Consider the following 13313-nt stretch of genomic DNA (forward strand, 5'->3'; position numbering starts at 1 on the left):
CAGTTCCGTACATTAGTGTACAAGTATGACCAGCACCGACGAGATGGCGCCCGCGGTGCGTTCGATCCTCGACGCCGCCCGGGAGCGCGAGGGCGGGGGCGAGCGCGTGACCGTCGACGACGCCCGATCGCTCCCGGCGGCGTTCGCGGCCGCCGAGGCCGAGGGGCGGGTTCCGGTGGTCGCGGAAGTGAAGCCGACCAGCCCGACCACCGAGGGTGAGAGCGACGCCGACCCCGTCGAGTTGGCAGAGGCGATGGTTGCTGGCGGCGCTGCGGCGCTCTCGGTGCTCACCGAACCGGAGCACTTCGGCGGCTCCGTCGAGAACTACGAGCGCGTCCGCGAGGCCGTCGACGTGCCCGTGCTGCGCAAGGATTTCCTGCTCGAGGAGGCGCAGTTGAACGCGGTCGCCGCGGACGTGGTGCTGCTGATCGCGCGCTTCCTGGGGGACGACCTCGCGCCGATGATCGAGGCGGCCCGCGAGCGCGGGATGCAGGTGCTCGTCGAAGTCCACAGCGAGGCGGAGGTCGAGCGGGCAGTCGCGGCGGGCGCGGAGATCATCGGCGTCAACAACCGCGATCTGGCCGCACTGGAGGTCGATCTCCGGACGTTCGAGGAGGTCACCCCCGCGGTGCCCGAGGACGCGACGCTGCTCGCGGAGTCGGGGATCGCGACGCCCGCCGAGGCGCGGCGGATGCGCGAGGCGGGCGCGGACGGCCTGCTGATCGGCACCGCTATCATGGACGGCGACCCACGGGAGAACACGAGCGAGTTCGTCAACGCATGAGTTCTGATTCAACTGCTGACGGGAAGTTCGGGGAGTACGGCGGCCAGTACGTGCCCGAGGCGCTGATGCCCGCGATCGAGGAGCTGCGGGACGCCTACGAGCGCTACGTGCTGGAGAACGAGGACGGGTTTATGGACGAGTTCCGCGAGCGCCTCCGGCAGTTCGGCGGGCGGCCGACGCCGCTGCAGCACGCCGAACACCTCTCGGAGCGCTACGGCCGGGAGGTGTATCTCAAGCGCGAGGACCTCGTCCACGGCGGCGCCCACAAGCTCAACAACGCGCTCGGCCAGGTGCTGCTGGCGAAGTACATGGGGAAGGAGCGCATCGTCGCCGAGACCGGCGCGGGCCAGCACGGCACCGCGACCGCGATGGCGGCGGCCCACCTCGACATGCCCTGTGAGATCTACATGGGCGAGACCGACATCGGGCGCCAGCGTCCCAACGTGTTCCGGATGAAGATCAACGGCGCCGAGGTGAACCCCGTCACCGCGGGCCGTGGGACGCTGAAGGAGGCGATCAGCGAGACGATGCGCGACTGGGCGACCAACGTCGACGACACCCACTACGTCGTCGGCAGCGTCGTCGGCCCCGCGCCGTTCCCGGAGATGGTCCGGGAGTTCCAGTCGGTGATCAGCGAGGAAGCGAGGAAGCAGTCGAGAGAGCAGTTCGACGCGCTCCCCGACTCTGTCGTCGCCTGCGCCGGCGGCGGGTCGAACACGATGGGCGCGTTCGCCCGGTTCACGGAGGACGAGGAGGTCTCGCTGCTCGCCGTCGAGGCGGGCGGCTCCTCGCTCGAAGTCGACGAGGCGGAGGGGGTCGCCCCCAACTCCGCCTCGCTCTCGACGGGCGGGCAGGGCGTGCTCCACGGCGCCCGCACGAAGGTGCTGCAGGACGAGTGGGGCCAGATCGTCGAGTCACACTCCGTCTCCGCCGGCCTGGACTACGCCGGCGTCGGCCCGGAACTCGCCCACCTCGTCGACGAGGGGCGCGTCACCGCGGTCAACGTCGGCGACAACGCCGCGCTCGAAGCGTTCCACCGCCTCTCCCAGGAGGAGGGGATCATCCCCGCGCTGGAGAGCTCCCACGCGCTCGCGTATCTGGAGGAACTCTTGGGCCCCAACGCCGAGACGAACGCTGCCGACGAACTCGGCGACCGAATCGTCGTGAACCTCTCCGGCCGCGGCGACAAGGACCTCGAGACCGTCATCGAGGAGACCGACAAGCGCGAGGTTCCGAACGCGCCGGACATGAGCGAGTTCACGGGGGGACTGTAGATGAGCGACCTCGAAACCGCGTTCGCCGACGAACCCGCGTTCATCCCCTACCTCGCGGTCGGCGACCCCGACCTCCCTTCCTCGAAGCAGTACGTCGAGGCGCTCGTGGAGGGCGGCGCCGACTGCGTCGAGCTCGGCCTCCCCTTCTCCGAACCGATCGCGGAGGGGCCGACGATCCAGAAAGCGGTCGTCCGGTCGCTCTCGGGCGGGATCACTCCCGAGGCGTACTTCGAGTTCGTCGACGGCCTCGACGTGGACGTGCCGCTGGTCTGCATGACCTACTACAACCTCCTCTTCCGCTACGGCGCCGACTCCGGCACCGCGGCGGGGGAGGGCGACCACACCGCACCCGGCCCGCGACCGTTCGTGAAACGCGCCGCGGAGGTGGGTATCGACGGGTTCGTGATCCCGGATCTGCCAGCCGAGGAGGCCGACGACCTCCGTGAAGCGTGCGACGAGTTCGACCTCGATCTCGTGTTCATCGTCGCGCCGACGACCACTGACGACCGCCTGGAAACGATCCGCGAGCGCGTCTCGGGCTATGTGTACGTGCAGGCCCGACTGGGCGTCACGGGCGCGCAGGCGGACGTGTCCGATCAGACTGCCGAGAGCCTCGCCCGGATCGCCGACTGGGACGTGCCCAAGGCGGTCGGCTTCGGCATCTCCTCGGGCGATCACGCCGCCCGCGTCGTCGCCGCCGGTGCGGACGGCATCATCGTCGGCTCCGCGCTCGTGGATATCGTGGCGGACGGAGTGGAGAACGACCGCCCGACCGCCGACGTGGCCGCCGACCTGCGGGAGAAAGCCCGCGAACTGAAGGCGGGGGCGCTCCGGGGGGCTCGTGAATCGCCGGAAGCGGAAGGTCGATAGGGCGCGACGGAGCGCAACTCTCAAGCCCCCGGTTGCCACAGTCTACCACACCAACACACACGCTCAGCATGACACGACTCACACCAACCGACGCCGGCAGAGCCGCCCGCCTCGACCGCCTCTCCACCGACGGGAACGTCCTGATGGTGCCGATGGACCACGGCATCACGATGGGCGCCGTTCAGGGGCTGGCCGACATCGAATCGACGATCGACGCCGTCACGCGCGGCGGCGCCGACGCCGTCCTCACCCAGAAGGGGATCGCCCCCCGCGTCCACCCGAACAAGAACGACGCGGGCTACGTGATCCACCTCAACGCCTCGACCACCATCGGCCCCGACGAGAACGACAAACGCGTGACGGGGACCGTGAAGGAGGCCGTGCAGGCCGGCGCCGACGCCGTCTCGCTCCACCTCAACGTCGGCAGCCAGTACGAACCCGGCCAGATCGAACAGCTCGCGGAGGTGACGAAGGAGGCTCGCGAGTTCGGGATACCCGTGCTGGCGATGACGTACGCCCGCGGCGAGGGTGTCGACAGCACCGACCCCGAGTCGCTGGGCCACGCGGTCCGACTGGGCGAGGAACTGGGTGCGGATCTCGTGAAAACTGGCTACTCCGGTGACAGCGGGAGCTTCGAGCACGTCGTCGAGTCGACGGAACTCCCCGTCCTCATCGCCGGCGGGAGCAAGGGGACGAACCGCCAGACCGTCGAGATGGTGCGGGGCGCGATGGACGCCGGCGCGTCGGGGGTGTCGATGGGACGGAGCATCTTCCAGCACGAGCGGCCGGAGGACATCGCCCGCGCGGTGTCGGCGGTGATCCACGACGACGCGACTGTCGACGCCGCGCTCGAGGCCGGCGGCTTCGAGTAACGCAGGACGCGGTTTCTCGTTTCGACATTCGTCATCCCCGCCAGCGACGGCTGTGCGGTGGCGCGAAGCGGGCGAGCCCTCGTGGCTCGCCTCAGCGCGAGGGACGACTGAGCGCCAGCGAAGGAGTCGGCTGGGGAGGTGTGAGGGCTGTACGGGTGGGACTGAAAGGGGCTGCCCGTCGCCGGGCGGCGTCGCCGCCCGGCTGCTAGAGGGAGCTTCGCTCCCTCCGTGCTCCGGGAAGCACGACGAAGTAAGCACGCGACCGAAGGGAGCGCGCACAGCGAGTCGCGCGACCGGAGCGAACAGGGGCTTTCACCGTGATGCCGATACCGACTGCTCGGAAGGAGGAACGAACAGTAGCTTTCACGGTGTTTTTTTTTTTCGAACAGAATACCGAAAGCGTCGCGTCCCGATCCCCGAAAACACGGTGAAAAACGCCCGCCACAAACATCGAACAACACCACCCACTAGATCGACGAACAGACCCCGAACCAGATACTGACAGAATTAAGGCCACGCCTTCAGAACGCCCAATCATGGAGACGCTGCTTCTCAACAGCGAGGACGTCCACCACAACACCTCGATGGCGGAACTCATCCCGGCGATCGAGGAGGCGTTCGCCGCCTACGAGCAGGGGAACGCGAAGATGCCCGCGAAGTCCTACGTCGACCTGCCGCAGTACAACGGCGACTTCCGCTCGATGCCCGCCTACCTCGACACGGGCGAGTGGGACGCGGCCGGGATCAAGTGGGTCAACGTCCACACCGACAACGAGGAGCAGTTCGACCTGCCGACGGTGATGGGGACGATGATCTACTCCGAGCCCGAGAACGCGTTCCCGCTGTCGATCATGGACGGTACCGAGCTCACGATGCAGCGCACCGGCGCCGCCGCCGCCGTCGCGACCGACCATCTCGCCCACCCCGACGCCTCGTCGCTGGGGATCGTCGGCGCAGGGGTGCAGGCGTACAGTCAACTCGAAGCCATCGCGGAGGTCCGGGAGATCGAGGAGGTCGTGATCTCCGACCTCGACGAGGCCCGCGTCGAGCAGTTCGTCGACACGTTCGAGGACCGCTTCGACGTCCGCTCGGGGACGCCGAGCGACGCCGGCCACTGCGACGTGCTCTCGACGGTGACGCCCGTTCGGAGCCCGATCATCGGCCCCGAGGACGTGGGTGAACACACGCACATCAACGCGATGGGCGCCGACGCCGAGGGGAAACACGAGATCGAGGACGAGGTGCTGCAAGCGGCGAAGCTGGTGATCGACGACTACACGCAGTGCACCCACTCCGGGGAGATCAACGTCCCGTGGAGCGAAGGCGTGCTCGACGACGACGACCTCTACGGCGAGATCGGCGAGATCGTCGTCGGCGACAAGGCGGGCCGGACGACGGAGGACGGCGTGACGGTGTTCGACTCGACGGGGCTGGCGATCCAGGACGTGGCGGCGGCGCACGTGGTGTACGAGCACGCGAACGAGCGGGACAACGGGACGAGTTTCGACCTGCTCGGCCTGGCCTGAGCAGCGGTTTCTGCCGGAAGCTGCCGTTTTCAGCCACCGAACAGCGTCCGTAGTACCCGCGACTCGGCCTTGCGCAGGTGTTCTGCGACGGTGCTCGGTGCGCAGTCGAGGGCGTCGGCGACTGCGGCCTGACTGGCGGTCCGCGGGACGTCGTAGTAGCCCAGGTCGATCGCGGTCTCGATGACCTCGCGCTGACGATCCGTGAGGCCTGCATCGACGGCCGCCGTCGTGGCAGCTAGCCCGCCGACCGCCTCGACCGACACGTCGATCGAGTCCGGAACCGCCTCGACTGCGTGCTGAAGCTCCGCGTCGGGGCCGAACACCGAGAACACGACCGTTCCGTCGGGTTCGTACTCGACGGGCGGGACGACGACGAGTCCACCAGCGGCGACGGGGTCGAACAGCGCACGGAGCGCACCGGTGGTCGCGTCGCGAACGTAGACGTAGCAGGACTGCTCGTCCACGCGTTCAACGTCGTAGCCAACAACCTCCGGAATCTCGTCCATTGCGGCTTCGAGCGCGTCGACGTCGCCGACCACGTAGTGGAGGATCCCCAGCGCGTCGCCGGTGTAGTTCCACTGGAGTGCCGTCGCCCGCTCCACGAACGGCGCGCCCGTCAACACGCCGTACATCGGGTGGATCTCCTCCTCCCGGCCGTGAGCGGTGATGCGTACCCGAACGTGCTTCATAGCGAACAGTTCGGGGATTTTAACTTAAAACCGCCGAGTAGACTCGGCAGTACACACTCGGTTCGAGCGCTCGAACCCGTCCCCATGACCCGAACGCTGGTGACCGGTGCGACGGGGACGCTCGGGACCGCGCTCAGGCGGAAGCTCGCCGCAGCCGGCCGGGAGGTCCGGGCAGCGAGTCGATCCCCGCCTGGTCGGAGCGAGGAGACCGTCGAGTGGATCGAGCTCGACCTGACCGACGGGACGGGCGTCGAGTCGGCGGTCGACGGCGTCGACGTCGTCGTCCACGCCGCCACAGCACCGCGAGGGGACACGGAGACGGTCGACGTTAACGGGACCGAACGGCTCCTCGCCGCGGCCGCGGACGCGGAAGTCGCGAACTTCGTCTACCCCTCGATCGTCGGCGTCGACGAGATCCCGTTCGCCTACTACGAGCACAAGGCCGCCGCGGAGGCGGCGGTCGAGGAGAGCGCCGTCCCGTCGACGATCGTTCGCGCCACACAGTTCCACTCGTTCGTCGCTGACCTGCTCGATTCGGTGGCGAAACTCCCGGTGTGGCCGCTACCGACGGAGATACCGCTCCAGCCCGTCGCCGCCGACGAGGTCGCGGCGGCCATCGTCGACCACGCGACGCCGACCGCTGGCGGACGAACCGACCCGGTTGGTGGGCCTGCCGTTCGGTCCGTCGGCGACCTCGCGCGGGCGTACCGCGACGCACGCGGCCTGCGTCGTCCGGTTGTCAGGCTCCCGCTCCCCGGCAGCACCGCGGCAGGGTTCCGCACCGGCCACGCGACCTGTCCGGACCACGCCGTCGGAACGGTGACGTGGGAGGCGTGGCTCGCTGGGCGATATGCGGAGTGACAGGGCGAGAATCGGCATCCAGGGGTTGCAGTCGGCGTCGATGAGGTCGAAACGGGGATAATCCCGAACAGCACCGCGGAGTGAGCATGACCACTTGTGACCGCACCCGCCCCGCACAGCCCACGAACCTCCCCAGCCGACTCCCTCCTTCACTGCGTTCAGTCGGTCGTCCCTCGCGCTCGGCTCACACACGGAGGTGCTCGCGCTTCGCGCCGACAGCCGCCGCGGTGTGGTCGCGGTGGACGCGAGGGCTCGCCATCGGTCGGCGAGCGATGGCGAGAGCCGTGGGCTCTCGCTCGCTCTCGTTCGGTTCCCTCACGAGAACCCGTGGGGAGGATGCGGGGAAGACTATCGCGGTGCTGGGCGGTCATAAGTGGTCATGCGTCGAGATGCTGTTGCCGTCACAGTTACTGATGAACAACGAAGAATCTCGATCGACGACGCATCAGGCCAAAGACCGAACGAAAACGAAAACCGAACGCCCAGAAACCTCTTACTCCAGATAAATCGCGGGCCGGAACGGGATCGCGTTCCCCGCCCGGTCCGCGGGATCAACCACGTCCTCGTCGTCCTCGGCGTACACCTCCACCTCGGCGTCGAACTCGCGGGCCAGGAACGGCGCCGCGCTCTCGTAGGCCGCCTGCTCGTCGATGTCGAGCAGCGCCGCCAGTTCCTCGTCGTCGTAGTCGCGGGCGAACTCCACCGCGTCCTGTGCGACCTGATTGACCTCGTCACCGCGCTCGCGCAGGTCGGGATCGCTCATCACCTCGCTCATCACCGCGCCGACGTCGGCGCCGGCCTCGCGCACCGCCTCGAACACGGTGTGCTTCCAGTCCGCGGCGGCGTAGATGCGGATCGTCTCGGGGTCGGTGTCGGTCACGTCCGCGACCTCGTTGATGTCGTCGACCAGCGCCTGCACGCGCTCCTCCTGCAGTTCCAGGTCGGGCGCGCGCAGCTCCTCGTCCACTTCGGGCCACGGCGCGTCCTCGGCGGGCGTGCCCGTCAGCTCCTCGTGGAGCTCGTTCGCCAGGAACGGCGTGAACGGCGCCAGCAGGCGTAGGCGGGTCTCGAGGGCGTGTCGCAGCGTCCAGCGGGCGCCCGGGCGCTCGAGGTCGGCGCGGCGACGGTACCACTTCAGGTGCTCGTCGAAGCCGTAGAACGCTGCCTGCGTCGCCGTCCGGGTCTCGGAGCGCTCCATCGCCTCGGTGGCTTCCTCGATCGTGGTCTGGAGCTTCGACAGCAGCCAGCGGTCCACATCCGTCACCGCATCACGCTGCCCCTCCTCACCCTCGATCAGCTCCTGCCCGCGGTTGTAGAACCGCCGCAGCTGGTCGTGCGTGCTCTCGACGGCGTCCTCGCGCCAGTCGTAGTCCTGCCACGGCTCGGAGGCGTTCAGCAGGAAGAACCGCACCGTGTCGGCGCCGTACTCCGAGATCGCCTCGCCCGGCAGCACGACGTGGCCCTTCGAGGAGGACATCTTCTGGCCCTCCAGCAGCCCCATCCCCATCACGACGATCCCCTGGGGCCACTTCGGCTCGGGGAAGAACTCGGCGTGGTGGTAGAGGTAGAACGTCAGGTGGTTCGTGATCAGGTCGTTGCCCGAGAAGCGGTAGTCGACGGGGTACCAGTACTCCCACTCCTCGCCCAGTTCCAGCGCTTGCTTGTCCGGATCGTCCACGGCATCCTCGCCGTAGAACATCGCGTCGAAAAACTCCGGATCCAGATCCTCGAGGGGGACGTCCTGGATGTGCGGGGCGATCGTGTAGTAGGACATGTACAGCGTCGAGTCCGACAGCGGCTCGATCACGAACTCGTCGTCCCACGGCAGTCGCGTCCCCAGCCCGTAGTTCCGGATGCAGGGCCACTCCTCCAGCCAGCCGACGGTGTGTTCGTACTCGCCGCGGGTGTTCTCCGGGATCGCGTCCAGTTGTGCGATCGCCCGCCGGGTTTTCTCGCGCCATTCCTCGTCGTTGTAGCGCAGGAACCACGTGTCCTGGTAGGCGACCTCGACGTCGCCGCCGCAGCGACAGACGACCTCCTCGCTGAACTCCTGCATCGTGTCGAACGCGTCGCCAGCGTGGTGCTCCCGGAACGCGTCGCGGACGTCCTCGACGACTTCGCCCGCGAACTCGCCGTACTCGTCGTTCAGGACCCCGGAGTGGAACTCCGCGTTGTACAGGTCGTTGGTGGCTTCCTCCAGCGCGGGGTCGTCGGTGGACTCGATTCCTGCTTCCTCCACGGCGGATTTCGCGGGGATCTCGCCGTACCCCTCGATCGTGAGGATCGGGATCGGCTCGATGGATCGGACCGTCTCGGGGTCGATCCCGTACGCGGTCAGCTCGTCGGCGCGCTCCTTGAGCTCCTGCAGCGCGACGTAGTCGTCCGGCGAGTGGGCCGGGACGGACATCACGACGCCCGTCGCGTTGTCGGCGTCGACGAAGCCGGCAGGCAGGATCAGCACGTCGTCGCCCGTGACGGGGTTCTCGACGGTCGTGCCGACGATCGCCTCGCCCGTGAACTCGGCCTCGATCTCGACGTCGCGTTCCTGCAGGTCGAACTTCTCGGCGGCGTCCGCGGAGATCACCCACGTCTCGCCGTCGACGGTCGCGCGGACGTACGTCGCCGCGGGGTCGACGTAGGCGTTCGTGACGCCCCGAACCGTCTCCGGGCGGAGGGTCGCCATCGGGAAGATGGCTTCGTCACTACCCGGGCTGTCGCCGCGGAACCGGATCAGCGTGTACTCCTGGAACTCCGCGTCCTCACCCTCCAGCAGGTCGTGGGTGGTGACGGGCTGTTCCTCCTCGGTGCAGTAGTTCACCGGGTGGAGCCCCTTCTCGACCAGCCCCGCCTCCTTCAGGCGCTTGTACTGCCACTCGATGAACTTCGAGTAGCGCTCGTCGTTGGTGGTGAACTCCCGGCGCCAGTCGACCGACAGGCCCAGGGACTTCATTCCCTTCTTGTAGTGCTCCTCGATGAAGTACTCCGCGAACCCCATCGGCGTCTCCAGATCGCTCAGGTCCTCCTCCGGGACGTTGTACGTGTCCTGCAGCACCGAGAGCTGCTCCTCCTCGCCCTTCTTCAGGCGCTCGACGGCGCCGATGATCGGCGTGCCCGTGACGTGCCACGCCATCGGGAACAGCACGTTGTCGCCCTGCTGGCGCCGGTAGCGCGCGTAGGCGTCCGGCACCGTGTACGTCCGGGCGTGGCCGATATGCATCCCGCCGCTGGGGTAGGGGTACGGGACGGTGACGAACGTCGCGTCCTCCCCCTCGGCTTCGGGTTCGGGATCGGCCTCGTACCGGCCGTTCTCCCGCCAGCGCTGCCGCCAGCGCTCCTCGATCGCCTGCGGGTCGTAGTCCATACCCGTTCCTCCCGTCCCCGCGTAAAAATACCCATCAGTTCTGACTGACGCGGGTGGCAGCGAGCCGTGAACGCCACAGCGCGGCCGCGAACGGCGTGCTCCCCGTTCACAGGCGGTACGAGGCGGATGTCCCGACCCTTGAGATCGGGGAGGAAGCCGACACCAGATGAAACAAACCACGCTACGATGGCGGGGCGACTCCCCGACGTATAAGCAACTTCATCCGTATATGTGAAAACACAGTGGAGTACCGTCGTACCGCCGTCATCAAACTCGACACTCCCGAAGGGGCGGACGCCTCCCTTCGAGAGACTGTCGAGCAGTTCAAACACTGCGCCAACACCGCGAGCGGGTGGTGCTGGCACGGCGACGACGGATACCACGTCACCTCGAAAGCCAAAGCCGAACGCGCCCTCTACGACCGACTGCGTGACGAAACTGACCTCACCGCGAATCTCGTCCAGAAAGGGATTCGACGGGCAGTCGAAGCCGTCAAAAGCGGAGTCGAACGCCTCAAACGTGGCGAGAACACGTCGCAACCGCACTTTTCTGCCGATAGCGCGGTGTACGACAAGCGAAGCGCGACGTTCCACCGAGATCACGTATCGCTGTCTACCGTAGACGGGCGCGTCGAGTGCGATTACATTCTCCCCGACGACCCGGAGACACCACCCGCCAAGTACGTTTCTGACGAGGATTTCGAGTTTCGGATGGCGCACTTGCAGTACCGCGATGGTGACTGGTATCTCCACGCTTCGATGCAGAAAGTCGAAGCAGACGAGGAAGCGCCTGAATCCGAGTCCAAGCACAGAACAGTCCTTGGTGTGGATTTTGGCGTGAACAACCTCGCTGTTGCTTCGACAGGGCGATTCTGGTCGGCGGACGAGTTCAACCATTGGCGACGAGAGTACGAGAAGCGTCGTGGCTCGCTTCAGCAGTGCGGGTCTCGCCACGCCCACGAAAACATCGAGTCAGTCGGACAGAAAGAGTACGGACGCTTCGAGATACACCTGCACACGGTGGCGAACGAACTTATCGAGGAGGCCGTCGAGAACGACTGTTCGCACATCGTGTTCGAGGATTTGACTCACATTCGGGAGAACATTCCCGAAGCGACATGGCAACACGTCTGGGCGTTCCGACGCCTCTACGAGTACGTCGAATACAAAGCCAAAGAACACGGTGTTGAAGTCGTACAGGTTGATCCGCGCAACACGTCGAAGCGTTGCTCGACGTGTGGGTTTACCCACGACGATAACCGTGACGGGGAGTCGTTCGAGTGTCAGCAGTGTGGGTATGAGAACCACGCCGACTACAACGCTTCCAAGAACATCGGTTTGCAGTATCTCCGTCGTCGGCAAAAGGCAGACGATGGAGGCGCACCCGTAGATGTGCGCTTGAATCGCGGGACGTTGAACGTGAGTGGGGAGTACGTGCCCCCTGCTTCGGGTGAGGCATAGAACGGGAGTCCACGCGAAAGCCTCGGGGCTTGACTCCGAGGCGATTTACACGGCCGCTACGCGACCGAAGCGCTTTTACTCCGAAACCTCCCTCTCACGGACACGAATGGCCAGCGCCACCGGCACACCCTCGACGGTTCGCGACGGAGCGCCACTGCTCGCGTTCGCGCTCGGCCTCCTCTGTCTGCTCGCGATGGTGCCCGTCACGCTGGGCGCGCTCGCGGGGTATCTCACGCTCGGCGCCGCGATCCCGGTGCTCGCGGTCGGCGCCGTGGTCGCCGTTCTCTCACTCGTGGCGGCCTGAGCCGGCGAGCGTCAGGACCACGATCGCCGTCACCGACAGTGTCACGACCCCGTACAGCGGCAGCGACGCCGGCCCGTTGCCGAGTAGCCAGCTCGCCGACGCCGTCGCCAGGAACGGCAGCACGAGCAGCGCCGCGACCGCCGCGAGCCGGCGTCGGTGAGCCCGCCGACTCGGTGACCAGATCCCGCGCCGGAGCGCGGCGTCGCCCGCGCCCGCGCCGACGATCGGCCCGACCACGACCGAGATCAGCAGCAGCGCCATCGAGCCGTTGCCGACCAGTTCCCCGAGCCAGAGCCAGCGCACCAGCGCGGCGACGCCGGAGAGCGCCCGCCAGACCGCAGTCGCGCCCAGCAGGGCGGCGACGGCACGGTGCGTGGCGGGGAGAGACACGCCCGCGGCTTGGGCGAAAGACGGCAAAACGGTACCGGTGGGCGACCTACGACATCTGGTTCTGCAGCGTCCGCTCCATCATCGCGACGAGCGTCGAGGCGAAGCCGGAGCCGGCACTCCAGTACGCCGTCTCGCGGGTCACGCCCGGGAGTTCCTCCTCGCCGAGTACGCTGTGGAGCACAGTGTCGTCGTCGACCAGCAGCATCCGGCCGGTGTGGTTGGCCTCGTCGTCGTGGATCTCGGGGGCGAGCACGGTCACGGCCGCGGCGTCGGCGAACCGTTCGCGAACGGTCGTGTCGGTGCTGACCACCGTCACCTCGACCCCCGCCGCCGCGCGTTCGGCGAGCGCCTCGTAAACCCCCTCGGTCAGGAGGTCGGCCGCCTCGGCGCCGAACACGACGCGCTCGTCGGCGTCCCGGACGAGCTGGGTCACGCGTTCGGTGACGGCCTCCCGCCCCCGGACGGTCCAGATGTCCTCGCGCTCCTCGCTCGGCCCCTCGCGCCGGCTGGCGGCCTCCCGGAGGCGGTCGGCGACCCGTTCGATATCTCGCTCGAACCGCCTGGTGAGCAGCGACTCCGTCTCCTCGACAGTCACGGGCTGGAACTCGCGTGGGTTGGCGTGCTGGACGTTGACCAGCCCGCGGTTCTCGAGCGACTCGACCGCGCTGTACACCTGCGGCCGCGACACGTCGGTAGCCTGACTCACCTCGCGGGCGGTCGCGGTGCCGAGCTCGTGCAGGGCGACGAGCACTTCGGCATCGTTGGTGCCGAACCCCAGCCGCCCCATCGCGTCGAACGCCCCGTCGTCGCTACCCATCGCCGCCTCGTCCCGAACGGCCGGAACGCGGACGCCGACGTCGGGGGATCCTGTCGTGATACATCTGTTCTGACGACGGTTACAGAGCTGTTGTAATATTCCTTC

12 protein-coding genes are annotated in these 13313 nt (G+C 67.5%); 8 read left to right on the forward strand and 4 right to left on the reverse strand.

Going from position 1 to position 13313, the window contains the following annotated elements:
- Positions 1-25: 25 nt before the first annotated feature.
- From trpC to B4589_RS08630, 5 genes are all read left to right on the forward strand, one after another.
- Positions 26-784, forward strand: coding sequence for an indole-3-glycerol phosphate synthase (gene trpC / locus B4589_RS08610; protein WP_079233887.1), 759 nt, complete (start codon positions 26-28; stop codon positions 782-784).
- Entirely contained in the window at positions 781-2058 is a 1278-nt protein-coding gene (trpB, locus tag B4589_RS08615; RefSeq protein ID WP_079233888.1) for a tryptophan synthase subunit beta, read from the forward strand. Before trpC ends, trpB begins: the two co-directional genes overlap by 4 nt.
- The gene (gene trpA, locus B4589_RS08620; RefSeq protein WP_079233889.1) at positions 2059-2928 is read left to right on the forward strand and encodes a tryptophan synthase subunit alpha; all 870 of its coding nucleotides are present in this window, start codon (positions 2059-2061) and stop codon (positions 2926-2928) included.
- Between the two features lie 68 nt (positions 2929-2996).
- Positions 2997-3800 carry a 2-amino-3,7-dideoxy-D-threo-hept-6-ulosonate synthase gene (locus tag B4589_RS08625; RefSeq protein ID WP_079233890.1) on the forward strand — a complete coding sequence of 268 codons (804 nt, stop codon included), beginning with the start codon at positions 2997-2999 and terminating at the stop codon, positions 3798-3800.
- Positions 3801-4333: 533 nt separating this feature from the next.
- Positions 4334-5326, forward strand: a complete 993-nt coding sequence (locus B4589_RS08630) for an ornithine cyclodeaminase family protein (RefSeq protein ID WP_079233891.1) — start codon at positions 4334-4336, stop codon at positions 5324-5326.
- Positions 5327-5355: 29 nt separating this feature from the next.
- Here B4589_RS08630 and B4589_RS08635 read toward each other — a convergent pair whose 3' ends face one another.
- The gene (locus B4589_RS08635) at positions 5356-6015 is read right to left on the reverse strand and encodes a helix-turn-helix domain-containing protein (protein WP_079233892.1); all 660 of its coding nucleotides are present in this window, start codon (positions 6013-6015) and stop codon (positions 5356-5358) included.
- 84 nt (positions 6016-6099) lie between these two features.
- On the opposite strand from B4589_RS08635, the gene B4589_RS08640 reads away from it, so the two are divergent.
- Positions 6100-6876, forward strand: a complete 777-nt coding sequence (locus B4589_RS08640) for an SDR family oxidoreductase (protein WP_079233893.1) — start codon at positions 6100-6102, stop codon at positions 6874-6876.
- Between the two features lie 493 nt (positions 6877-7369).
- On the opposite strand, the gene leuS is transcribed toward B4589_RS08640, so the two are convergent.
- Positions 7370-10237: a leucine--tRNA ligase gene (gene leuS, locus B4589_RS08645; RefSeq protein ID WP_079233894.1), complete on the reverse strand. Its 2868-nt coding sequence runs from the start codon at positions 10235-10237 to the stop codon at positions 7370-7372.
- Between the two features lie 242 nt (positions 10238-10479).
- Here leuS and B4589_RS08650 point away from each other — a divergent pair, with 242 nt between their 5' ends.
- Together B4589_RS08650 and B4589_RS08655 are read left to right on the forward strand one after the other, a co-directional pair.
- Positions 10480-11697, forward strand: coding sequence for an RNA-guided endonuclease TnpB family protein (locus B4589_RS08650; RefSeq protein ID WP_079233895.1), 1218 nt, complete (start codon positions 10480-10482; stop codon positions 11695-11697).
- 106 nt (positions 11698-11803) lie between these two features.
- Entirely contained in the window at positions 11804-12001 is a 198-nt protein-coding gene (locus tag B4589_RS08655; RefSeq protein ID WP_079233896.1) for a hypothetical protein, read from the forward strand.
- Here the strand turns inward: B4589_RS08655 and B4589_RS08660 are convergent.
- Positions 11984-12391 (reverse strand): hypothetical protein, encoded by a 408-nt coding sequence (locus B4589_RS08660; protein WP_079233897.1) that lies wholly within the window; start codon positions 12389-12391, stop codon positions 11984-11986. The genes B4589_RS08655 and B4589_RS08660 overlap by 18 nt on opposite strands.
- Before the next feature lie 46 nt (positions 12392-12437).
- Positions 12438-13208 carry a TrmB family transcriptional regulator gene (locus tag B4589_RS08665; protein WP_079233898.1) on the reverse strand — a complete coding sequence of 257 codons (771 nt, stop codon included), beginning with the start codon at positions 13206-13208 and terminating at the stop codon, positions 12438-12440.
- Positions 13209-13313: the final 105 nt, after the last annotated feature.

The sequence above is a fragment of the Halolamina sp. CBA1230 genome (genome assembly GCF_002025255.2).
Lineage (GTDB): Archaea > Halobacteriota > Halobacteria > Halobacteriales > Haloferacaceae > Halolamina.